This is a genomic window from Thermomicrobium sp. CFH 73360 (genome assembly GCF_023806465.1).
GTDB lineage: Bacteria > Chloroflexota > Chloroflexia > Thermomicrobiales > Thermomicrobiaceae > Thermomicrobium.
Window position 1 is genome coordinate 66221 of sequence record NZ_JAMSLS010000004.1, and the last position, 23266, is coordinate 89486.

Genomic DNA, 23266 nt, shown 5'->3' on the forward strand with positions numbered 1-23266 from the left:
AGGAGGTCAGTAGGAAACGATGCCTGTTACACCGGAACTGTTGCGCGAAGTTGCCTTGACCGAGGACGAGTACCGACGAGCTGTCGAGTTACTCGGACGAGAGCCGAACCTCGTCGAGCTCGGTATGATCGGCGCACTCTGGAGCGAGCACTGTGGCTACAAGCACTCTCGCCCGCTTTTGCGGCGGCTCCCGACCAGTGGGCCGCAGGTTGTGCAAGGACCGGGGGAGAATGCAGGCGCGGTGGATCTTGGCGATGGTCTCGTGGTGGTTCTGAAGATTGAGTCCCATAACCATCCGAGCGCGGTAGAACCCTTCCAAGGGGCCGCTACGGGGGTTGGCGGCATTGTTCGGGACATTTTCGCGATGGGGGCCAGGCCGATCGCATTGGCTGATTCTCTCCGTTTCGGCCCACTCGAGGAATCACGACAGCAGTATCTGTACCACGGGGTCGTAGGGGGAATCGGCTGGTACGGGAACTGTTTGGGCATCCCAACCGTCGCCGGGGACGTCTTTTTTCTGCCGGAATACCGTCAGAATCCTCTTGTGAACGCGATGTGCGTGGGAATCGCTGAACGCAGTGCGCTTGTACGGGCACGGGCATCTGGTCCGGGGAATCTGGTTGTCTTGGTTGGGGCGGATACTGGACGAGACGGCATTCACGGCGCGACATTCGCCTCGGTTGAAGATCCCGAGCGTTCACACCGGGGCGTCGTGCAGGTAGGAAATCCGTTTCTGGAAAAGCTTCTGCTTGAGGCGTGCCTGGAAGTGTTGCAGACCGGGGCTGTCGTGGCGATGCAGGATCTGGGGGCCGCCGGTCTCACGAGCGCGAGTGCCGAGCTTGCAGCGCGTGGTGGTACTGGCATCGAGCTGGACGTCGCGGCAGTTCCGCGGCGTGAGACTGGGATGACGCCGTACGAGGTGATGCTCTCGGAAAGCCAAGAGCGGATGCTCCTGGTGGTCCGGCCTGAGGGGCTGGAGCGGGTGTTGGAGATCTTCCGACACTGGGAACTGCCTGCAGTGGTGATCGGGCGCGTGACCGACGGCGGCATGCTTCGTGTATTGGACGCAGGCAGCCTGGTGGCTGAACTTCCGGTGCGTCTGTTGACGGAGGCCTGTCCAACCTATATCCGCGAGGCGATTGAATCGGAGGCCATTCGCGCGCGTCGAGCGTTCGATCTAGAGACAGTACCGGATCTTTCTGCCAACGACGTGCTACGGGCACTGCTTACTTTGCTCCACTCACCCAATATCGCTTCCCGTCGCCCAATCTACCGAACGTACGACCATACGATCCTGACGAATACCGTGCTACTGCCCGGTCAGGGAGACGCGGCGGTGTTGCGCGTGAAAGGGCATCGTTTCGGGATTGCGCTCAAAACCGATTGCAACCCACGCTATTGCCTGCTCGAGCCGCGGCTTGGTGCACAGCATGCTGTCGCGGAAGCAACACGCAACGTCAGTTGCGTCGGTGCTGAACCGCTTGCCATCACGGATTGCCTAAATTTCGGCAATCCGGAACGCCCGGAGGTGTATTACGAGCTCGTGCAGGCGATTGAGGGTATGGCTGAGGCGTGTACTGTCCTCGGGGTACCGGTGGTGAGCGGGAACGTGAGCCTGTACAACGAGACGGAGGGCCGCTCTATCCCACCGACGCCGGTTGTTGGGGTTGTGGGGAAGCTGAACGATGTCCGTCGGCATGTCGGCCTGGGCTTCACTGGAGAGGGGAAGGTCTTCCTGTTGGGACCACAGAATGCGACACTGGGGGCGAGTGAGTATCTTGCTCAACTCCATGGAATCGTTGCCGGCGCGCCACCAGAGCTGGATTTGGAGCTCGAGCGGCGTGTTCAGGCGCTGGTTCGAGAGGCGATCCAACGCGGGATCGCGCTCGCGGCGCACGACTGCAGCGAGGGTGGTCTCGTAGTGGCACTGGCCGAAAGCTGCATCGTAGGCGGGATCGGAGGCAGATTCAGGGTGGACGAGCTCGTCGCGGTAAACGGACGGCTCGACCGGACGCTCTTTGGGGAGGCAGGGTCGCGGATCATTGTCCAAGTTGCTCCTAGTGCGGAAGGTGCGGTACTGACCTTGGCGCACGCCTATGGTGTGCCAATTTGTGAACTCGGGCATACCGGTGGTGACCGGTTCATCGTGGAAGGGATTGTGGACTGTCCCCTCGATGATTTGGCAGCGATCTGGAGAGACGGACTGCGTGCAGAATGAGGAGGAGCGTCCGTCCTCCTCCATGGTAGACTCCAGACGTGAAGGATGCTCGAGATCAGTGAGGTGCTGCGTGGGTGAGATCGGTGGTCCACGCGAAGCCTGTGGAGTGTTCGGTGTCTTCGCACTGGGCGAAGATGTGGCTCGGCTAACCTTTTTTGGTTTGTATGCGTTGCAGCATCGCGGGCAGGAAAGTGCTGGTATCGCGACGAGCGATGGGCGTTCACTCTCCATCCATCGCCGGATGGGTTTGGTCAGTAGCGCCTTTACCGAGGATGACCTGCGGCGCCTGCCTGGACACATCGCGATCGGGCACACCCGTTACTCGACGACGGGAAGTAGTGTCCCGGTGAACGCGGGTCCGTTCTTGGTGAAACAAGGGGATGAGGCAATTGCCGTCTCACACAACGGCAATCTTGTCAACGGCGATGAACTCCGGCAGGAGCTCTTGGCAGCCGGGGTGCAGCTGGAAAGCTCCACGGACACCGAAGCACTGGCATGGGTGATCTTGCGATCTCCTGGTCGTGATTGGGTGGAGCGAATCCGGAATGCGATGAGTCGGATGGTTGGGGCTTACAGCCTCGCTCTTTTGACCCGCGAATCTTTGATCGCGGTGCGTGATCCGCTGGGGATTCGGCCACTTTGTCTTGGACGACTCGATGGAGGGTGGGTGGTTGCCTCGGAGACCTGCGCACTCGCGACTATTGGGGCGGAGTTCGTGCGGGAGATCGAGCCGGGCGAGATAGTAGTCATTGACGAGCGAGGGGTCTCATCTCATCCCGACCCTGCAACACAAGCTGAGCAAGCGATGTGCGTTTTCGAATTCATCTACTTCGCACGGCCGGACAGCGCGATCATGGGTCAGCGTCTGCATGTCGTCCGCCAGCGCATGGGGGCGGAGCTGTGGCGGGAGCATCCTGCGGATGCGGACCTCGTTGTTCCGCTCCCCGATTCAGCGGTTCCGGCGGCGATTGGGTATTCGCTAGCTTCTGATATCCCCTATGCGGAGGCCCTCATCAAGAACCGGTATATTGGGCGTACGTTTATCCAGCCGGATCAGCGGCTCCGCGAACAGGGCGTAAAGCTCAAGTTCAACGCGTTACCGGAGGTCCTGGAAGGCAAGCGCGTCGTCTTGATCGACGATACGATTGTGCGAGGGACAACGAGCCGACCGATTGTGGAGCTGCTCCGGCAGAACGGTGCACGCGAGGTGCATATGCGTGTGCACTCTCCACCCATTCGCTGGCCATGCTACCTCGGAGTAGACATGGCGACACGGGACGAACTCATTGCCGCGCACCTCTCAGTAGAAGAGATCGGACGGGCGATCGGTGCCGACTCGATCGGCTACTTGTCCCTGGACGGGCTCTTCCGCGCAATTGGCCTCCCGCGCGAGCGATTCTGCGCTGCCTGCCTCACCGGGCACTACCCGGTACCTGTTCCTCCTGAACGCCTGTTGCGACGGCGAAACCGGACGCAAGAGCTCGCTGGAGCACGGTCGTAACAATTCGGGGCCTACACGCGCGTGGGAGAGGCTTGACCCGGCTCGCGTGAGACCCATACACTCGGCGCAGTGGTCGCGACGCGAAGGGAGTTGTGGGCCGGTGGCTCCGAAGGTTACCCCTCTGATCGAGCAGCACCGAGCGCTCGGTGCGCGATTTATCGAGTTCGCTGGTTGGCTGATGCCGGTGCAATACGAGGGGATCGTGGCGGAGCACCTCGCGGTACGGAGTCGAGCTGGTTTATTCGATCTGGGACACATGGGACAGCTGGCGGTGCGCGGTCGTGATGCACTCCCGTTTCTCCAGTTTGTTACCCCGAACGACGTCGGCTCCTTAAAACCGGGACGTGCTCAATACTCGATGCTCCTCTACCCGAATGGCGGCGTGGTCGACGACATCATGATCTATTTGCGCCCAGATCGCGAGGAGTATCTGGTAGTTGTCAACGCCGCGAATACCGACAAGGACTTTCAGTGGCTGCTCGAGCGGCGTGCCGATCATCCTGAGTGGGTTGTCGAACTCGAGGATATTTCGGCCACAACGGGTATGTTAGCGATCCAAGGCCCGCGTGCTGAACGGATTTTGCAGCGTGTCACGGAGGGTGACCTGTCGACTATCCGTCCGTTCGACACTGTTCAAACGACGGTCACTGGTGTACCGACGCTGGTTGCGCGAACTGGGTACACCGGTGAGGACGGCTTTGAGCTGTATTTCCCGATCGAAGCGACCGTGAGATTGTGGGATCGTCTACTTGAGATTGGCCGAGCAGATGGCCTGGTTCCGGTCGGCTTAGGAGCTCGTGACACGCTTCGGTTGGAGGCGTGCCTGCCGCTGTACGGAAACGAACTCTCACCCGAGATTACACCACTTGAGGCACAACTCGGCTGGGTCGTTAAGTTCCACAAGGGGTCCTTTATCGGACGCGAGGCGCTGGAGAGGCAGCTGCAAGAAGGCGTTCCGCGAAAGCTGGTCGGGTTCGAGCTTGTCGAACGCAGCGGTATTCCGCGGCACGGGTATGAGGTTCAGCTCGCGGGCAGACGAATTGGGACGGTTACGAGTGGCACAAGTTCGCCCTCACTTGGAAAGGCGATCGGTTTAGCACTGATTGAAAGTTCTGCTGCAGGGATCGGCCGCGAGTTTGATGTGGTCATCCGGGGTAAGCCGGTGCGTGCGCGTCAGGTAAAGACTCCGTTCTATCGCCGTCCACGGCAGAGGATAGGCGAAGGCATTGAGTCCTAAGGAAAGGGGTAATCAATGGCGGACGTACGTGATGGTCTCTGTTACACGCGAACACACGAGTGGGTGCGTGTCGAAGGGGATATTGCGGTAGTCGGGGTTACCGACTTTGCGCAAGCGGAACTGGGAGACATCACCTATCTTGAGTTGCCGGAGCCAGGAACGACAGTCAAGCAGGGCGATTCGATGGGAGTGATCGAATCGGTGAAAGCGGCGTCCGATATCTATGCACCGGTCTCCGGCGAGGTGGTCGAAGCGAACAACGCAGTGGTCAACACACCAGAACTCGTCAACAAAAGCCCGTATGATGATGCATGGCTGGTCAAGATCAGGATGAGCACGCCAGATGAGCTCAAGCAACTGATGGACGCCGAGGAGTACCGGAAGTATCTCGCGGAGACCGCGGCGACGGCATGATCAGTGCTGATCGGTGAGGAGGGCCGGGGGATGGTTTTCTCGCCGCACACTCCCGAAGACCGGGCAATGATGCTGCAGGCAATCGGGGTGGACCGGATCGAGCAACTGTTCGAGGGTATTCCTGCCTCTTACCGTTTCCCAGAGCTCCGATTGCCGCCGCCGGTGGCAGAGGCGGACATCTTTCGGGAACTCCTGGAGCTCTCTCTTCGGAATTGGTCGACCGTGGCAACACCAACATTCCTCGGTGCGGGTTCCTATAACCACTACGTTCCGGCGGTCGTCCACCAGATTTTGTGGCGAGGGGAGTTTTATACCGCCTATACGCCGTATCAACCCGAAGTCTCACAAGGGACGCTGCAGTCGATCTATGAGTTCCAGTCACTGGTGTGCCTTCTCACCGGAATGGATGTCGCCAACGCGTCCATGTACGACGGGGCCACTGCACTTGCCGAGGGGGCCCTACTCTGTGTTTCTCCGTCTCGGGGACGAACGGCAATTGTGGTGGCGGGGACGGTGCACCCGTATTATCGAGGTGTTCTCAGGACGTACACCCGAGGGTTACCGGTCGAAGTTCGGGAGGTTCCTATCCCGGATTCGCTTCGGACAGCGCCACAGGACCTGGAACGTTTCGTAGACGAATCGACTGCCTGTGTCGTCGTACAATATCCGAATTTTTATGGCCGGATTGAGGATCTCGCGGCACTTGCCGAGACAGCCCATGCAGTCGGGGCACGGTTCGTCGTGTCAACCTATCCGATCGCGTTGGGGTTGTTGCGGCCTCCTGGCGAACTCGGTGCCGATGTCGTGACTGGTGAGGGGCAATGCCTGGGGATTCCGCAATCGTTCGGCGGGCCAGGACTTGGACTGCTCGCGGCGCGCATGGAGCTCGTGCGACATCTTCCCGGTCGGCTCATTGGAGCCACTGTCGATCGTGAAGGCAAACGCGGCTTTGTGATGGTGTTGCAGACCCGGGAGCAGCACATTCGCCGCGAGAAGGCGACTTCGAATATCTGCACGAACCAGGGACTGATGGCACTTGCTGCCACGGTTTATCTTTCGGCGCTCGGAAGGCGGGGACTACAGAAAATTGCTGAGCTGTGCTACCACAAGGCGCATTATCTCGCGCAGCGGATCGCCGAGTTGCCCGGTTGGTCGCTAGTCGGTGAAGGGGCCTTCTTCAACGAATTTGTCGTGCGTTGTCCCCAAGATCCGCGTGCGATTAACGAATTTCTGTTGCAGCGAGGTATCATTGGTGGGCTCGCGGTCGGTGAGTTGGTTCCGCAACAAGATGATCTCATGCTCTTGTGTGCGACGGAACTCACGACCAAGGAACACATCGATCGTCTCGTGGAAGCCCTGCGAGACTTGACCCTGTGAGTCGGCACGGAACCCACTGCTGGGGCACAATGGAACCCGGATGCAGGTGAGGTGCATCCGGGTTTTGCGTGCAGGAGAAAGTTTCCAATGGCACTTCCCCAGGTCGCAATTGTCGGTCGTCCAAATGTCGGCAAATCAACGCTGTTCAACCGGCTGCTGCGGCAGCGGCGAGCCGTCGTTGAAGAGGTGCCCGGCACGACGCGTGATCGCATCTACGGTGTTGTTGATTGGAACGGACTCCGTTTCGGGCTCTTCGATACCGGCGGCTTGTTGACCGATGAAGAGATCGCTCGTTCGAGCGAGCGTGAGCTCCTTGAGGCGACCAAGGCCCAGGCAGAGATGGCGGTCAGGGAGGCAGACGTCATCGTTTTCGTCGTTGATGCTGCTGCTGGCCCAACAGCAGGCGATTGGGAAGTGGCTGAGTTCCTTCGCCGTACAGACAAACCGATCGTCCTGGCCGCGAACAAAGCCGAATCACGCGAGCGTGAGCTCAACGCTTTACAGTTCTATGAATTCGGCCTTGGGGAGCCCATCCCAATTTCGGCGCTGCATGGGAAGGGGATTCCTGATCTCCTTGAGGCCATTGCCGAGCGATTGCCCCGTAGAGAAGCGGTGGAGACACTCGAGCCCGAAGCGCCGAAAATCGCTCTTGTTGGACGACCGAACGTTGGGAAATCGGCGCTCCTGAATGCGATCCTCGGTCAGCCGCGACAGATCGTGTCGCCTATCCCAGGAACCACGCGGGATACGGTTGACACGGAGCTCGTGTGGAAAGGTCAACCAATTGTCTTGATCGACACTGCTGGTATTCGGAGACCAGGTCGCATTGAACGTGGTATCGAGCGCTACAGCGTCTTACGTGCGGAGCGAGCGATCGAGCGAGCTGACGTCGCGGTTCTCGTGCTTGACGCAACAGAACCTTTTACGCACCAGGATCAAGCGATCGCGGGACGGGTGATCGACGCGAAAAAGGGGATCGTCGTTGCGGTCAATAAGTGGGATCTGTTCGAGCAGATGGAGGGTGCGCGGGAAGCGTTCGAGGAGGATGCGCATGCGGTCTTCCACTTTATGCCCTGGGCACCGCTAGTCTTTGTTTCTGCACTTACCGGGAAGAATGTGGAGCAGGTCGTCGATTTAGCACTTGTTGTTGTGGCAGAGCGATCGCGGCGGATTCCCACTGCCGAACTGAATCAACTCCTCCGTGAAGCCATAGCGCATCATCCGCCACCGACGAAGCCTGGTAAGTGGGTCAAGTTCTACTATGTGACACAGGCGGCAGTGAATCCACCAACGTTTGTGTTCTTCTGCAATCGCCCGCAGCTGGTGCATTTCTCCTACAAGCGGTATCTAGAGAACCGCATTCGGGAGCGGTATGGCTTCCTTGGGACGCCGATTGAGTTGGTGTTTCGCGCGCGCGAGCGGTCAGCGCCAGCATGGAAACGGGGCGAATCGAGTCGCCAGTAGATGGTTTGGTCGAAGGATCGGGAAGGGGAAGCAACCGGAATGGACAGGCATCTCTGGGATTGGGACCCGGATGTCGCAGAAGCAATCGCCTGTGAGGAGCGTCGGCAGAGTCGAACCATTGAGCTGATTGCGTCCGAAAACTTTGCGAGCCCAGCTGTACTGGCTGCTGTTGGATCGGTTCTCACGAACAAATATGCCGAGGGGTATCCCGGGCGGCGGTACTACGGTGGTTGCGAATGCGTCGATCGGGTTGAGGAGCTGGCGATCGCGCGGGCGAAGCAGCTCTTCGGGGCCGAGCACGTGAACGTCCAACCACACTCAGGGGCGCAGGCCAATATGGCCGCGATGTTCGCAGTGCTTCGTCCCGGTGATCGGATACTTGGGATGAGTCTGCAGCATGGGGGACACCTTTCGCACGGGGCGAAGGTGAACGTTTCTGGGCAGTGGTTTGATGCGTACTTTTACGGGGTGAATCCCGAGACCGAGCGGATCGACTACGATGCCGTGTGGCGGATTGCCCAGGAAGTGAAGCCACGACTGATTATAGCTGGGGCGAGTGCGTACCCACGGATTATCGATTTTGCACGTTTCCGCGAGATTGCGGACGACGTCGGCGCGGTCTTGGTGGCGGATATCGCCCATATCGCCGGGATGGTGGCGGTTGGAATGCATCCGACCCCAGTGGGGGCTGCCCAGGTGGTGACAACGACGACGCACAAGACGCTACGCGGACCCCGCGGAGGCATGATTCTGTGTGATGCAGATTGGGCAGAGGCGATCGACAAGGCGGTTTTCCCCGGAACGCAGGGTGGGCCATTGATGCATGTGATCGCAGGAAAGGCTGTCGCGTTCGGAGAAGCGCTGAAACCGTCTTTTCGGGTCTACATCACGCGCGTCCTCGAGAACGCTCAGGTCCTGGCAGAGACGCTCCAGAAGGAGGGGTTGCGACTCGTTTCTGGAGGGACGGACAATCATCTGCTACTCGTTGATTTGCGGCCTTTGGGGATCAGCGGCCGTAAGGCGGAACGAGCTCTGGACGAGGTGGGGATCACCGTGAATAAGAACGCGATTCCCAACGACCCGAAGCCGCCGACGCAAACGAGTGGTATCCGCATTGGGACGCCGGCAATGACCACGCGTGGCTTTGGTCCGGAGGAGATGCGCTTGACCGGTCAGCTGATCGCGCAGGTGCTTCGAGCTCCAGACGATGTTGAGGTGAAGGAGCGTGTTCGAGCACAGGTCGCGGAGCTCGTGGCGCATTTTCCGGTCCCAGGCGTTACGATAGAGGTGATATCAGCAATTGATGAAGCCGGCCGTTGAGGAACCGGCCGTGACTGAGAGTGACGATGACCTTTGAGCGAGCACTCATCGCGGTCATGACGGCGGGCGTTGCGGCGGTCGTGAGTGCCGCGCTGATACCGCGTGTCATTCACGTCGCTCAGCGCTTTGATCTCCTGGCCTATCCAACCGAAGCGCGGTGGGTGCATACGAAGCCGATACCCCGAATCGGGGGGGTGGCGATTTTTATCGGATTTCTGAGCGGACTTGCCTTAACGTTCGTGCTCCCGGTAGAACGCTTCCCGATCGAGATCGAACGAATTCTCCTCCTGGTGTTCGGTGCAACGCTGATTCTCGCTGCACACCTCTACGACGATCTCCTTGGGCTTTCCCCACTTGCCAAGCTTGCTTGGCAACTCGCAGGTGCTGCCGTCGCAATCCTTCCGCGCTTGCGCGGACCAGAGCATGGTTTGGTGATCGAACAGTTCAATAGTCCCTTTGGCGGTGTCGTCGTGCTACCGCTTGCCATTGCGATTCCATTCACGGTTTTTTGGATTGTGGGCATGATGAACACTGTCAACTTTCTGGATGGGCTGGACGGTTTGGCAGGGTCTGTGACAGTTATCGCTGCACTCGTCATGTTCGTGCATACCTTTTTCCGTCCCGCTGGGAACCCACAGTTCACGATCTCGCTTCTCGCGGCGTCATTAGCCGGTAGTGTTTTGGGATTCCTTCTCTTCAACTGGCATCCGGCACGGATTATGATGGGTGACTCTGGTGCCATGCTCCTCGGCTATACCCTCGCTATCTTGAGCATCATTGGGGGGGCGAAGATCGCTACGGCACTCCTTGTCCTGTGGGTTCCGATTCTCGACGTGGCATGGCTGATCGTCTACCGATTGTGGAATGGGCGCTCACCTCTTGAGGCAGATCGTGGTCATTTGCACCACCGGTTGCTCGACCTTGGTTGGTCTCAGCAGCGGATCGCAGTGGCGTTCGTTGTTATTTCCTTGGTGTTCGGGGGAATGGCGCTATTGATGCCGGCCCCGGTTTACAAGTTCGTGACATTAGTAATCGCGGGGGTCACCGGACTGGTTGTTCTTTCCTGGCTTGCACGGTTGAAACCACTTTCGAGCATGCAACAGGGGAACGAGAAGGTGAAACCATTTTAGCAATTGTAGAGCAAGTGGGGTGAGGGGATGCCACTCTACGAGTACCGATGTCGATCCTGCCGTCGGCGTTTCACCAAGCTCTTCCGGTCTCTCTCCGCCGTAGGGGATCCAGGACCGTGCCCGCACTGCGGAGCACGCGATGCGGAACGGCTGCTTTCGCGCGTTTTCGTGCACCGAACCGTCACGGAACCATCACGGTCCGGGATCGCTGATGGGGATAACGGCATGGAGGACACGTTTGACCGCGCAGAAGAGGCGTGGGAGGACGAAGACGAATCTATTGTCCCTGACTTTCCTGATACAGAAGACCCACGGGAACTTGCGCGTTGGATGCGTGAGATGAGTGCTCAGACAGGCGAGCCACTCGATCCTTCATTGGAGCGCGTAGTCCAGGACCTTGAGCGTGGCGAAGATCCTGAACGTGTTTTGGAGCGGCTCGAGCAAGAAACGCTCCAGACAGACTCGCAAGAGTATCCTGCTGAGTCAACAGACTCGGGGCAGAGCTAACCTCCACGCCAGAACTGCCAGGCAAGGATAACAGTTGCAAGAACGATGCCGACCAGACTGAACGCGAGGAGCGGTCCCGCCCAGCGAACGAACCAGTCAGGGTGCCAGACGTTGAGAAGGAGGCTGAAACTCGTCGCTGCGGCTGCGAGGAGGATGGCGACGATAAGTCGATTCACGAGCGCGCTCAAGCGATGCGTGACATCAGGAAGTTCTGCTAAATGCATCGTGACCTCGAGCTCAGCCTGTTCAATCCGGCGCAAGAGTCGGTCGACGCGACGGGGAAATTCAATCGCTCGGCGTGCGCCATCTTCAAGCATGCGGGCGACTTGCGGGAGCCATGAAGCGGGTAGATAGCGCTCGATGATAAGCCTGCGTACGTACGGTTCGGCAATTTCAAAGGGGCGGAAGCTTGGATCGAGGCGTTGGCCGACGCCCTCATGCATTGAGAGTGTCTTGGCAAGGAGGCTGAGTTCTGGCGGAAGTGTGAGACGCCAGCGACGCATGAAACGGTAGAAGTCGTCGACGATTTCCCCGAACCGATATTCCCCGAGCGAGAGGCCAAAGTAGCGGTCAACGAGGTGCTGAAGTTCCCGGCGCAGAGCTGGGCGGTCGGTCTCGTGGCGCACAATTCCCAATCGACCAAGAGCATCGATGACCGCATCAAGGTCACCACGCAGGACCGCGAGAAGAAGATCGAGCAGCTCTGTGCGATAGGCTGGATCGAGGCGACCGACCATGCCGAAATCGTACACGACGAGACGACCATCAGTGAGAATAGCGAAATTTCCCGGATGTGGATCAGCGTGAAAGAACCCGTGAACGAGCACGCACTCGAGGATGAAGCGTGCTGCGCGAACCGCGAGGGCGGATCGGTCGATTCCAGCACGATCCAGTTCCTCGATCTGGTCTATCGGAATGCCGTCGATGCGGCGCATTGTTAGCACCGTCTCGGTCGTGCGGTGCCAGTAGACACGCGGGATCACGATATCCGGTTGATCCCGCAGCAGCATCCGAAAACGATCGGCGTTCCGTCCCTCACGGCGATAATCGAGTTCGCTGCGAATTGTCCACGCGAACTCATCGACGAGGCCGACGAGGTCGTACTGGCGGGCCAACTGGCTGCGTCGGCTTGCGACCTCAGCAATATCTCGGAGAATGGCGAGATCTTCTTCAATGAGTTCGGCGATACCAGGTTTACGTACCTTGACGATCACTGAGGTGCCGGTCGGGAGCGTTGCAGCATGTACTTGACCGATCGAAGCCGAGGCCAGCGGCACCGGGTCGAAATGTGCATAGAGTTCATTGAGTGGCCGCCCGAAACTGCGCTCAATTTCCGCGATGATCTGTTCGACCGGAACCGGAGGAACGCGATCGCGGAGCAACGCCAGTTGCTCGATGTAAGCGGGAGGCAGGAGATCATCGCGTGTCGAAAGAATTTGTCCGATCTTGATGAAGGTCGGCCCGAGCTCCTCGAGCGCGCGTCTCAGTCGCACCGCTGGCGGAACAGGATGAGCGAGAGTAGCGCGACGTACGCGTGTCTGGAATGGAACTCCGAGCTGGTCAAGGATCCAACCCAACCCATGTTTCGACAGAACACTGGCGATTTCAGTGAGTCGCCGGCGATGGGCGAGCACGCGTCGTGGAATAGAGAGCCGTGATGTGACCAACGTCTCATTCCTCCGTTACGAAGAAACTCAGCCGATGTGCGGCTTCTCAGCAGTATAATCTGCGAGGCTGGCTAGTCGGCAGGAGGCGAGTCGCGGTGTATTCCATGCGTCGAATCGAGCGTTGGGCTCGTGATCCGGGGCTGACTGCGCGAATGGGGCTTGTTCTTTTCGGGCTGGGACTTCTCTACGTTCTGTTTTTGACGGCACTCATTGCGAGCGGTGTTGATGTGGTGACAGTGCTCGTTTTGGCCGTTGTGCTCGCCTTTTTCCAGGTTGTACTGTCCGAACCGTTAGCACTAGCGAGTGTGGGAGCGCGGATTCTGAAGCCTGGGGAGCAACCGCGTTTACAGGAGATGGTGGAACGAGTTGCGGCCTTGGCTGGTATCCCGCGCATTCGCGTCGGCATCATCGAGACGCCGATGCCGAATGCATTCGCGATTGGAAAAGGACTTCGCTCGTCCACCGTGGTGGTCACGCGAGGCTTGTTGGATCTCCTCAATGATGAGGAGCTTGAGGCAGTGATTGCCCATGAAATCGCACATGTACGCAATCGTGATGTCCTTGTGATGACAATCGCGGGCTTTTTCGTCGTCGTAGCCCAGCTTGTTTTCCGCCTCCTCCTCTGGGGCAGTGGAGGGAGCTCTGATCGGAACCGTCGGGGGAGTGGGCTAGCAATCGCGTTCATTGTGTCTCTGCTGGTATGGATCCTTGGGCAGCTGTTGTTGCTGGCGCTCTCCCGATACCGGGAATTCGTGGCAGATCGCATGGCCGGCATCCTCACTGGTCGACCACTGACGCTCGCTTCGGCACTGTTGAAGATCAGTGGTCAGATCAGCCGGATCCCAAGTCGTGATCTCCGAGAAGTCCAGGAGATGGCGGCGTTTTTCATTATTCCCCCGCTCCGGGGCGAGAATCTTCTCGCGCTCTTTTCGACGCATCCTCCCGTGAGTGAGCGTGTACGTCGGCTGGAACAACTGCAACGGCAACTCGAGGGACTTGCGTGAAGCGCCTGTTTGACATTCTGTTCGGGCGGGCAGCTCGGCCGGTACCGCCGCGGGTTGAGGGGCTCATCGCCATCAGTACTGCTGCGATTACGATGGAAGCGCAAGTGGGACTTGTCCCGCGACCGATTGCTGGCCTCGTCTTCAAGCCGATGGAGTCGGTCTATTTCCAACGGGCACAGGAAGAACTGGACGGGGTGCTTCAGATCGCTGTGAAGGAAACGAACAGTAGGTATCGCATTTGGACCGACTCCTATCGGTATCGCTGGGTCATCCTTGAAGATCCTGACTTCGAGGATCTTGTGACAACAATCCAAGGGGCGAGCCAGATCCTGACAGAGCACGGTTTCGGCGAGCAGTTGCTGGCGGCAGTGTTCCGCTTTGATGACCGCGAGGGACGGCCATTCTACTGGATCTACCAGTTCAAGCTCGGGAAGTTTACGCCCTTTGCTCCTCGAGACGGTCGTCGGCGTGACGAGACGCAGGAACTCCGTCTCGTCGCGCTGCTTGAACGTGAGCTCCCGGTGGAACGCCGTCCAGACCATTGGTACGCGCTCTGGGATATTCCCGTGTAAATGGTCACTGCACGAGGGAGGAAGGATCCCAGAGCGGCGATGCCTGTTCATCCACCAATCTCGCCAACTGCGATTGCCGACGAAATGGTCGCGGTCGACTCTGGTAAAAGAACCCGAGCTCAGTGACCAATGCGAACGTCGAGCCACGACACGACACGACAGACCGAGAAAAGTCAGGCGCTACAACCTGCCTTCACTAACACTGTGCAAATAAGCCTCGGTCACCCTGGTAGCAGACCGTCCCCAGCGAAGAGATGGCGAGCCTCTTCCAGTGTGGTGTCCGGGGGTGGTAAGATCACGTCGGACTCAACAAATTCATCGGGTGACACTGGAATGCCGTGACGGCGCACCGTATCGAGCAGTTCTGTCAGTAACGACTGGAAACGGGCTTCGTCACCGGCGGCGACGGCCTCGACGATTGCGTTATCGAGTGCATTCAACTGGTCGTAGAGGCTGCTCTCAACCCGATATTGTCCTTCGGTGAGAATGCGCACGATCACTGCTGTCCTCCCTCGGGCAGCTGCTTGGGTGACGCACCCTGTCCCAACTGTGCGCGCAATGTAGCAAGTTCGGCTTCAACTGACTCAGTCACACTCATTCGGGCCAGCTCGCGTTCGACGACGTCCTGACGAGTTCCGGTAAGATCCTCGAGGGCGCCTGAAGCGAGAAGCTCGTCGATTGCTGATGCCCGTGCCTGCATCTGCTCGGCCTTCTGCTCAGCTCGTTCGATTGCCAGGCCAACATCGGTCATCTCCTCTGAGACACCAGTGATGGCTTCATTAATACGGACTTGAGCTTCAGCAGCGGAGTACTGTGCTTTGATAACTTCCTTCCGTGTTCGGAAAGCCTCTACCTTAGCACGGAGACGCATCTCTGCCTGTTCAAGTTTGGCCTGTTCTTGCTCAAGCGTTTGGATCTGTCGGTCCAGATCGGTAACCTGCTGTTGAGCGATCGCCTTGCGCTCCAACGCGAGACGTGCCAGGTCTTCGCGACCCATACTTAGGGCCTGCCGTGCCTGGTCAGTAAGGCGGTCAAGCGACTCCTGAAGCTTGGCACGTTGGAGTTCTAATCGCCGCTTGGAAGTCGTGACATCGACGATACCTCGGCGAACCTCTTGGAGAAGCTGAAGCTGCCTTTCGTAGGCATAATCGAGCGTCTCGCGAGGGTCCTCAGCACGGTCAAGGAGGCGACTGAGCTTCACTTTGACGAATGTCGTCATACGGGAGATCAGGCCCATCACGTGCTCCTTTCCGAGGTGCGTACCTGCCGCTAGTATAGGTGCGCGACGGTAGCTGGGCAATCGAGGAAGGGTGCCAGGAAACAGGGGATAAGGATGGACGTCACAGGGTTGTTGTTTTGGCTCTTGCTCCTGTTTTCCGTGTTGTCGCCAGCTCTACAACGTCGGCTGCTCGAGACGAACCGCTTGCGGCTAATCAATCGGCTTGAGCAGCGTCGTGGGACGCGAGTGATCACGCTTATTCACCGGCAAGAAGCGGTGTCGTTTCTGGGGATTCCGCTGGCTCGCTACATTGACATTGATGACGCAGAGGCAGTCCTGCGTGCTATTCGGTTGACACCGGATGAGATGCCGATCGACTTCATTATTCATACCCCTGGCGGCCTAGTGCTGGCCGCGGAGCAGATTGCGTCGGCACTCGTGCGCCATCGCGGGAAAGTGACGGTGTTCATCCCGCACTATGCGATGTCGGGTGGAACGCTCATTGCTCTCGCGGCTGACGAGATTGTAATGGACGAGAATGCAGTGCTGGGTCCGGTGGATCCACAGATAGGCCAGTTTCCAGCGGCATCGGTGCTGCGGGTGATCCGCGAGAAGCCGATTGCAGAAATCGAGGATGAAACGCTCATCCTTGCTGATATCAGCGAGAAGGCCATGCGTCAGGTGAACGCAACGGTACGGAACATTCTGAAGGCAAACGGAATGCCAGAAATGGAGGCGCAACGAATCGCAGATTCGCTGACGTGCGGGCAATGGACGCACGATTATCCGATCGATGTGGAGGAAGCCCAGCAGTTGGGCCTTCCGGTAAGAGTCGGTATTCCGGAAGAGGTCTATCAGCTGATGGAGCTGTATCCGCAGGCGATGCAGCGGCGACCGTCCGTGCAATACATTCCCGTGCCGTACGAGACACCACGACAGCGGAATGGCGGTCAGCGGCGCGGGTAGCGCTTGTTCTGTGCAAATCGAGTCTGGTCAATGTCTCGGCATTTCGGTGGCTGCGGTAGCGATGGAGGATTAAGCGACACCAGTGGAAGAGCGCCCCTTCAGAGGATTCGTAATAGAAGATGAAACGCAAGAAAGGGTCAGGGAGCGGTGAGGGTACCATGGGGACCGCTCTGGATGTAAGCGAAGGGGATGTCCGTTTGCGCTTGCTAAGCTGCGAGAGACTGATCGAGGGGAGCGGGTGAGTCTGGGGCGAGGCACGAGAAACAAAGGTGGACAGCAGGGTAAGTGATCGTGCTATACTATGGCACTGGAAACGGATCGGGGTGTGGCGCAGTTGGTAGCGCGCGGCGTTTGGGACGCTGAGGCCGGAGGTTCGAGTCCTCTCACCCCGACCGTGCGGGAGTAACTCAGTTGGTAGAGTGCCGGCCTTCCAAGCCGGTTGTCGCGGGTTCGAGTCCCGTCTCCCGCTCTTTTTTATTGCAGTGTGGATCTTCCCCAGGAATCCGGCTCTTCGCTTGCTCCCTGACTTCTCCACGGTGGTCAGGGAGCTTGTTTTTGCGCGGGAATCGTCGGGAGTTGGCAGTGACCGCGTCTGGGATTCGTTCAACCGCTTCCGAATCAAGAGACTTTTCGATCGCCGGACGAAGACGCAAGAGCTCCAAGCTACTGCACTTTGGAATCTGTCAGTGTTGTCTTTGTCGAACCGGATTTGTCTATTGGAAGGCACCGGGGCGCAGCGGGTCGTCTGAAGGAAATTAACCCCCGAAGGGTTGTGGTGCCCAGTTGGCATCAGCGAGGTGCTGTTTAGGCTGGTAAACTCGTGTATCGAATGCGAAACGAGGCTTTGAATCTCGCGTCACGTAGTCCAGGCGGGTCCGACTGGGCCCAGCGCGCGGCGCCATCCTGGCTTCACCACGGTTTGCGCCATGATTGGTACTCCTTCACGTGACACTGTTGACTCCTCAACACTGTGTGGGGGATACTGCGAGACCAGGATCATACACGGAGGGAGTACCGTGATGCGCGCTCGTGCTGCCGTGCTGACAGAAGTCAAGAAGCCGTTGGAGATCTGGGAGGTGGACATTGATCCACCCCGAGAAGGCGAAGTCTTGGTTCGCGTGGTCGCGGCGGGAGTCTGCCACAGTGACTTGCACTACATTCAAGGTGATCTCGAAGCCGTTCTTCCAGCGGTGCCAGGGCATGAGGGGGCTGGGGTGGTTGAGGCAGTTGGGTCAGGGGTGACGCGCTTCCAGCCCGGCGATCCGGTTCTCTTTGTCTTTCGCGCTTTCTGCGGGCAGTGTTTCTACTGTCTCAACGGTCGTCCGGCCCTCTGCGACTTCAGTAATCCGATCCGGCGAACTGGTCGCATGTTCGATGGGACAACACGCTTCCATCGCGATGGGCAGGATGTTCATCACATTCTCGGAGTATCGTGCTTCGCCGAGTATACGGTCGTACCGGAGCAAGGTCTTCTGAAGTTGCCGGCCGATGTTCCGCTTGATCGGGCCGCGTTGGTGGGGTGTGGTGTAACCACTGGGGTCGGAGCAGTGCTGTTTGCAGCTGGAGTGCGACCCGGAGAAAGTGTCCTGGTCATCGGTTGTGGAGGAGTTGGGCTCAACGTCGTCCAAGGGGCCGCACTCGTCGGTGCTGGACCAATCATCGCCGCCGATATCGTGCCACAGAAACTCGAATGGGCTCGCCAACTCGGGGCGACACACACGGTGAATCCGAAGGAACAAGACCTCCTCGAGGCTGTGCGGTCGTTGACCGAGGGACGCGGCGCGGATTACGCTTTTGAGGTCATCGGTCGAGCAGAGACGATTCAGCAGGCATATGCCGCGACGCGCAAGGGCGGAACGATGGTCGTTGTTGGGTTGACCCCTATGGGGACCGCAATTCCACTTGATCCGCTCGATCTGCTGCGCTCCGAAAAGACGATTAAAGGTACCGTTTACGGTTCTGCGAATTTGCCGCGCGATATCCCGCGGCTAATAGAGCTGTATCGACTCGGGCAACTCAAGCTGGATGAATTGATCTCACGCCGCCTACGTCTCGAGGAGATCAATCAGGGATTCGAAGCGATGCTTGCTGGAAGTGTCGCCCGGAGCATCATCGTGTTGTGAGTCGCAGGGTTGTTCAACCTTTCGGCAACTTGGGTACAAGACGGGCAAAACGTCGCTTGCCCACCTGGAGTACGATCGGTTCACGCAGTTCGAGCACTGCTTCGGGATCGTCGACCCGTTGTCCATCCAGGCGCACGCCGCCTTGGAGGACGAGGCGGCGTGCTTCGTTATTCGTTCGCGCGAAGCCAGCGCGGACGATGTAGTCGATGACGCGAGCTCTCGTTGGGACCGCAATCTCTGGGAGTTCCTCGGGAAGTTCGCGGAGTCGGTGTACTCGATGGAAATAGTCGCGCGCACGAGCAGCGGCTTCGGGTGAGTGCAGATCGCTGACAATGATTGTCGCGAGGCGTTCTTTGACGTCACGTGGATTCAGCGAGCCGGTAGCCATCCGTGCGACCATGTCGTCAATTTCCTCATCCGGGAGATCAGTAAGGAGACGGAGGTAGTCGCCGAGCACATGATCGGGGATTGACATAATTTTGCCGAACATCTCCTCAGGAAGTTCATTGACCGCGATATAATTCCCATAACTCTTACTCATCTTGAGGGTGCCGTCGGTGCCAACGAGCAGGGGAACCGTGAGCACATCTTGCGGCTCAAGCCCGTATTCGCGCATAATGTCACGCCCGACCAAGAGGTTGAATAACTGGTCGGTTCCACCGATCTCGACGTCGGCTTGGATCGCAACAGAGTCGTAGGCCTGCAGAAGCGGGTAAAGGAGCTCGGTGATGCTAATTGCCGATCCCTGCTCGTAGCGTCGCGCGAAGTCCTCTCGGGTCAGGAGCTTGGCGACCGTGTATTTGCTCGCCAATCGGATAACGTCCTCCAGCGTGAATGTCCCAAACCAGGTACTTTGCCAAACGATCTCGGCTCGGCTCACGTCGACGACCTTGAAGAATTGGTCAAGGTACGTCTGTGCGTTGGCAGCAACCTCTTCCGCTGTGAGCATCGGGCGCTGCGCCGAGCGGCCGGAAGGATCCCCAATGCGAGCAGTCCAGTCACCAATGATGACGACGACCTGGTGGCCGAGTGACTGGAATTCTCGGAGCTTGCGGAAACAGACATAATGACCGAGGTGGATGTCGGGGCGTGTGGGGTCGACGCCCAACTTGACGCGAAGCGGCCGATCACCAAGCAGACGGGCACGGAGCCGTTCGCGAACGACGACATCGACAGTACCACGTGTGAGGAGCCGATCGACCAGAACTTCACGTTCGGTCCGATAAACCATAGGTCAAATGAACTCCTTCCAAAGGTGTGTGAAGAGCAGCGACGAGTGGCGGGGGCCAGCTCGACATGATCGATTCTAGTCGTTGGCGAGCTTGCTGCTCATCCTGTTGCATTTGATCGATCAGTTCCTGGACATTGGAGAAGGCACGATCCGGGCGCAGCCGATCGATAAAGTAGATCGTCAAAGTCTCACCCCGGAGATTCGGGACCGACTCCGCAAGCAAGTACGCTTCTACGGCGTAGCCCGCGCCAGGAAAGGTCGGGCGATCTCCAATATACGCCAGTCCTGGATACCAGGTCTGACGTGTCCAAGCCATAGCGGCGTAGATGCCGTGCGCTGGGGGGAGGAGACGATCGAACACCGCGAGATTCGCTGTTGGGAACCCAAGCTGTGACCCCCGTCCAGAACCAGCAACGATCTCGCCAACGAGAGCATGTGGTCGTCCCAGAAGTTCTGCGGCCAGCCGTACATTGCCTTCGGTGATTGCTTGACGGATTCGCGTGGAAGAGATTGGCGTCGACCCATCTTCAACTCTGGTCACGACGGACACGGAGAAACCGAACTCGGAAGCGAGTTCGCGGAGGACGCGCGGATTTCCGCTCCGGCCACGGCCGAAGTGGAAGTCGTCACCGACGATGATTTCGGTGGGATGGGTCGCTGCGACAAGCAAATCGATAAACTCTCGAGGCGTGAGAGAAGCGAACTGGCGATCAAATCGAATCAGCAGGATCCGATCGATCCCGCAGGCCAGAAGGAGTCGCAAACGATGTTCAGTAAGCGTCAGTCGCAGCGGGGCGTGATCGGGAGCAAGCACTTCGGCTGGCAACGGGTCGAAGGTGATGACCAGACTCGCGACACCATGATGGATAGCATGGTTGCGAACCGTCTCGAGGAGATGACGGTGTCCATAGTGAACCCCATCGAAATTTCCAATTGTCACCACGTGTGGTTCAGCCGGGAGGTCGTCCCAATCAGTCACGATGCGCATTGCGCGATTCGTCTCCTCAGTCAGTGTCGTTCGTGATGAACGAGTACGGGACGCCAGCAGGCCTGAACGGCATCGTATCGAGCGACTCCGACCCATGTACCGTCGGGCGCATATGCCCGTGCGAGGGTCTCAGGGAGTGCGGTCTCTGAAGACCGCACCGGTGCGCCATGATACCACGCCGTCATTTGCTGCTCCGGTATGAGCAGAACCGGAAGTGTTGAGACGAGCATGTCAGGATGTTGTGCGAGGAGAGACCAGGTTTCAGGACTAAGGCAGCGCTCCAGCTCCGGGATCGACCAGGCCTCACTCAGTGTGAGCGTGCCGATGCGCGTTCGAACGAGCCCGTGCAGGTATCCTCCCGTGCCGAGGAGTGCTCCCAGGTCGCGTGCCAAGGAACGGACGTAAAAACCCTTGCTGCAATCAATGGAGACAATAACGTCTGGATAGTCGTAGTGGAGGCATTGCAAGTCATGGACAAAGACCGTCCGGGGACGGAGTTCCGTGGGTATCTGTTCCCGAGCTCGACGATATGCCGGGGTGCCTCCGATCTTGACCGCAGAATAGGAAGGGGGACGTTGCTCGAACGAGCCGCGGAACCGCTCTAGAGCAGTATGGAGCTGAGCCAGACTTGGCGGTTGGCTCGCCGGTGAGACCTGAGATGGCTCACCCTCCAGGTCGTCGGTCGTGGTCGAAGCCCCGAGCACAATATGGGCAACGTATGACTTGTCTGCGTCGATCGCATACTGGATGAGCCGCGTCGCGATCCCAACCGCGATAAGGAGGAGTCCCTCGGCAGCGGGATCGAGCGTTCCGCCATGACCGACCCAGCGGGTACGGAGTCGCTTACGAACCCAGTTTACGACGTCGTGTGAAGTCCAACCTCGTGGCTTGTCGACGAGCAAAATACCGTGCACTGCTCCTTACCTCGAGTGTGGCCGGGTTGCCAGGAGTTCCGTGACTATTGCACGAAGGTCGTTGAGGAACACCCGGCGAGCGGCTTCTCCAGGCGGCAAACGACAACCAGCAGCACGGGGATGTCCACCGCCACCGTACCGCTGGCAGAGTTGGGCAACGTCAACTAAGGAGTCAGCGGAGCGCAGACTCACACGCCAACCTTCGGGCTGTTCGTAAAAGAGCAGCGACACCACTGTGCCCTCAGCTCCGCTGAGAAAATTTACGATTCCTTCTCCCTCAAGGGGCCTCGCGCCAGTCTCGCGGAGCATGTCCCGCGTAATTTCGGTCCAAATCAACGGCGGTTCAACACGGATTCGACTCAATGCAGCGCCCCACAAACGAATCGTGGAAACGGGTTTCCGCCGAAAGAGGTTATTGACAATCTCTTCATGACGGGCACCAAGGCGCAGAAGGAGAGCAGCGAGTTCGAGTGCGCGGACGCTGGTGCTTGTTGTCTGAAAACTCAACGTGTCCCCATAGAGCCCCGTAAGCAAACAGGTCGCAATATCGGGCGTGATGGTGACACCAACTGTCAGGAACCATTGCGCTAATATCTCGGTCGTTGAAGCCGCGTTCGGATCGATGAGGTCGACGTGTCCGAAACGAGTATTCGTAATGTGATGGTCGATGTTCACCATTGGTATTTGGCCGTCGAACCAGTTGGAATGCAAGTGAAAGAACGGTCCGAGCCGACTTGGATCGGCGCAATCGAGGAGCGCGATACAGTCGGGTGTCTCGTGCACCGTTGCAGGCTCACGGATCAGTAGGTCGGCCGCTGGGAGAAAAGACAGACTTGAGGGGACTAGGCCATCTCCCGTCAAACAGATCAAGTTAGAGACCACTTCGGCGAGGGCTAAACGGAGAGCCAAGATCGATGCGACCGCGTCGGCATCGGGATTTGCGTGCGTGGCGATCAACACCGTGCGCGCGCTGGCAAGCAGTTGCCAGGCGGCGCGACCCTCGAAACCCGTACTGTGGTTCGGTTCACGAGTGGTCATCGTCTTTACTCGTTCCTGCCATGTCAGTTTGTCGTTCTCGCTCAATCTGATACAGCAGGCGCGCGACCTGCTCCGCGTGTTCGAGCGAACGATCAAGCTTAAAATGCAGTTCAGGAATGTGTCTTGTGTGCAGATGAGGAGCGATCAACCGACGGATGAAGCCGGCGGCACCTTGGAGTGCCTGCAATGCTGCCTCTTGTTCTTCGTGACTGCCGTACACGGAGACAAAAACACGCGCATGACGGAGGTCAGGGCTGAGTTCGACGCGTGTGACGCTGACGAAACCGAGGCGGGGATCGCGGAGTTCACGTTGGATGATGGCACTGATCTCGTCACGCAGGAACTCTGCTAGTCGCGCTTGTCGATAACCGGGCAT

Annotated in this window: 21 protein-coding genes and 2 tRNA genes; 15 read left to right on the forward strand and 8 right to left on the reverse strand. The window is 58.6% G+C overall.

What is annotated here, in order from left to right:
* Window positions 1-19: 19 nt before the first annotated feature.
* The 9 genes from purL to NET03_RS13905 all read left to right on the forward strand — a co-directional run bounded on the left by purL (window position 20) and on the right by NET03_RS13905 (window position 11168).
* Complete coding sequence (gene purL / locus NET03_RS08900; protein WP_252128567.1) at window positions 20-2218, forward strand: phosphoribosylformylglycinamidine synthase subunit PurL; 2199 nt, start codon at window positions 20-22, stop codon at window positions 2216-2218.
* Between the two features lie 70 nt (window positions 2219-2288).
* Window positions 2289-3719, forward strand: coding sequence for an amidophosphoribosyltransferase (purF, locus tag NET03_RS08905; protein WP_252128568.1), 1431 nt, complete (start codon window positions 2289-2291; stop codon window positions 3717-3719).
* A 100-nt stretch (window positions 3720-3819) separates the two neighbouring features.
* Complete coding sequence (gene gcvT / locus NET03_RS08910; protein WP_252128569.1) at window positions 3820-4956, forward strand: glycine cleavage system aminomethyltransferase GcvT; 1137 nt, start codon at window positions 3820-3822, stop codon at window positions 4954-4956.
* 15 nt (window positions 4957-4971) lie between these two features.
* Window positions 4972-5370, forward strand: a complete 399-nt coding sequence (gcvH, locus tag NET03_RS08915; protein WP_252128570.1) for a glycine cleavage system protein GcvH — start codon at window positions 4972-4974, stop codon at window positions 5368-5370.
* Between the two features lie 30 nt (window positions 5371-5400).
* Window positions 5401-6747, forward strand: a complete 1347-nt coding sequence (gene gcvPA, locus NET03_RS08920; RefSeq protein WP_252128571.1) for an aminomethyl-transferring glycine dehydrogenase subunit GcvPA — start codon at window positions 5401-5403, stop codon at window positions 6745-6747.
* Window positions 6748-6834: 87 nt separating this feature from the next.
* The gene (der, locus tag NET03_RS08925) at window positions 6835-8211 is read left to right on the forward strand and encodes a ribosome biogenesis GTPase Der (protein WP_252128572.1); all 1377 of its coding nucleotides are present in this window, start codon (window positions 6835-6837) and stop codon (window positions 8209-8211) included.
* Between the two features lie 39 nt (window positions 8212-8250).
* A complete protein-coding gene (glyA, locus tag NET03_RS08930) occupies window positions 8251-9531 on the forward strand; it encodes a serine hydroxymethyltransferase (RefSeq protein ID WP_252128573.1) in 1281 nt (426 codons plus the stop codon).
* A gap of 26 nt (window positions 9532-9557) precedes the next feature.
* Window positions 9558-10661 carry an MraY family glycosyltransferase gene (locus tag NET03_RS08935; RefSeq protein ID WP_252128574.1) on the forward strand — a complete coding sequence of 368 codons (1104 nt, stop codon included), beginning with the start codon at window positions 9558-9560 and terminating at the stop codon, window positions 10659-10661.
* Window positions 10662-10688: 27 nt separating this feature from the next.
* A complete protein-coding gene (locus tag NET03_RS13905) occupies window positions 10689-11168 on the forward strand; it encodes an FmdB family zinc ribbon protein (protein ID WP_503008128.1) in 480 nt (159 codons plus the stop codon).
* On the opposite strand, the gene NET03_RS08950 is transcribed toward NET03_RS13905, so the two are convergent.
* Window positions 11165-12835, reverse strand: a complete 1671-nt coding sequence (locus NET03_RS08950; RefSeq protein ID WP_252128575.1) for an ABC1 kinase family protein — start codon at window positions 12833-12835, stop codon at window positions 11165-11167. The genes NET03_RS13905 and NET03_RS08950 overlap by 4 nt on opposite strands.
* A 104-nt stretch (window positions 12836-12939) precedes the next feature.
* On the opposite strand from NET03_RS08950, the gene htpX reads away from it, so the two are divergent.
* On the forward strand, window positions 12940-13839 hold the full coding sequence (gene htpX / locus NET03_RS08955; protein ID WP_252128576.1) for a zinc metalloprotease HtpX: 900 nt from the start codon (window positions 12940-12942) through the stop codon (window positions 13837-13839).
* Window positions 13836-14411, forward strand: a complete 576-nt coding sequence (gene pspAB / locus NET03_RS08960) for a PspA-associated protein PspAB (protein ID WP_252128577.1) — start codon at window positions 13836-13838, stop codon at window positions 14409-14411. Before htpX ends, pspAB begins: the two co-directional genes overlap by 4 nt.
* A gap of 221 nt (window positions 14412-14632) precedes the next feature.
* Here the strand turns inward: pspAB and pspAA are convergent, their stop codons facing one another.
* Window positions 14633-14911 carry a PspA-associated protein PspAA gene (gene pspAA, locus NET03_RS08965; RefSeq protein WP_252128578.1) on the reverse strand — a complete coding sequence of 93 codons (279 nt, stop codon included), beginning with the start codon at window positions 14909-14911 and terminating at the stop codon, window positions 14633-14635.
* Window positions 14908-15648, reverse strand: a complete 741-nt coding sequence (locus tag NET03_RS08970; protein ID WP_252128579.1) for a PspA/IM30 family protein — start codon at window positions 15646-15648, stop codon at window positions 14908-14910. The genes pspAA and NET03_RS08970 overlap by 4 nt, the downstream gene beginning before the upstream one ends.
* A 96-nt stretch (window positions 15649-15744) precedes the next feature.
* Here NET03_RS08970 and NET03_RS08975 point away from each other — a divergent pair, with 96 nt between their 5' ends.
* From NET03_RS08975 to NET03_RS08990, 4 genes are all read left to right on the forward strand, one after another.
* Window positions 15745-16596 carry an SDH family Clp fold serine proteinase gene (locus tag NET03_RS08975; protein WP_252128580.1) on the forward strand — a complete coding sequence of 284 codons (852 nt, stop codon included), beginning with the start codon at window positions 15745-15747 and terminating at the stop codon, window positions 16594-16596.
* A gap of 319 nt (window positions 16597-16915) precedes the next feature.
* Window positions 16916-16988 (forward strand) — tRNA-Pro (locus NET03_RS08980).
* 4 nt (window positions 16989-16992) lie between these two features.
* Window positions 16993-17065: transfer RNA gene (locus NET03_RS08985), tRNA-Gly, on the forward strand.
* Window positions 17066-17615: 550 nt separating this feature from the next.
* Window positions 17616-18719, forward strand: a complete 1104-nt coding sequence (locus tag NET03_RS08990) for a Zn-dependent alcohol dehydrogenase (RefSeq protein WP_252128581.1) — start codon at window positions 17616-17618, stop codon at window positions 18717-18719.
* A gap of 13 nt (window positions 18720-18732) precedes the next feature.
* Here NET03_RS08990 and tyrS read toward each other — a convergent pair whose 3' ends face one another.
* From tyrS to rbfA, 5 genes are read right to left on the reverse strand one after another with little or no spacing between them, the layout of a single operon-like run.
* Window positions 18733-19950 (reverse strand): tyrosine--tRNA ligase, encoded by a 1218-nt coding sequence (gene tyrS, locus NET03_RS08995; protein WP_252128582.1) that lies wholly within the window; start codon window positions 19948-19950, stop codon window positions 18733-18735.
* Complete coding sequence (locus NET03_RS09000) at window positions 19928-20938, reverse strand: bifunctional riboflavin kinase/FAD synthetase (protein WP_252128583.1); 1011 nt, start codon at window positions 20936-20938, stop codon at window positions 19928-19930. Before NET03_RS09000 ends, tyrS begins: the two co-directional genes overlap by 23 nt.
* Before the next feature lie 20 nt (window positions 20939-20958).
* Window positions 20959-21852 carry a tRNA pseudouridine(55) synthase TruB gene (truB, locus tag NET03_RS09005; RefSeq protein WP_252128584.1) on the reverse strand — a complete coding sequence of 298 codons (894 nt, stop codon included), beginning with the start codon at window positions 21850-21852 and terminating at the stop codon, window positions 20959-20961.
* A gap of 6 nt (window positions 21853-21858) precedes the next feature.
* Window positions 21859-22890 (reverse strand): DHH family phosphoesterase, encoded by a 1032-nt coding sequence (locus tag NET03_RS09010; RefSeq protein WP_252128585.1) that lies wholly within the window; start codon window positions 22888-22890, stop codon window positions 21859-21861.
* Window positions 22877-23266 (reverse strand): 30S ribosome-binding factor RbfA, encoded by a 390-nt coding sequence (rbfA, locus tag NET03_RS09015; RefSeq protein WP_252128586.1) that lies wholly within the window; start codon window positions 23264-23266, stop codon window positions 22877-22879. The genes NET03_RS09010 and rbfA overlap by 14 nt, the downstream gene beginning before the upstream one ends.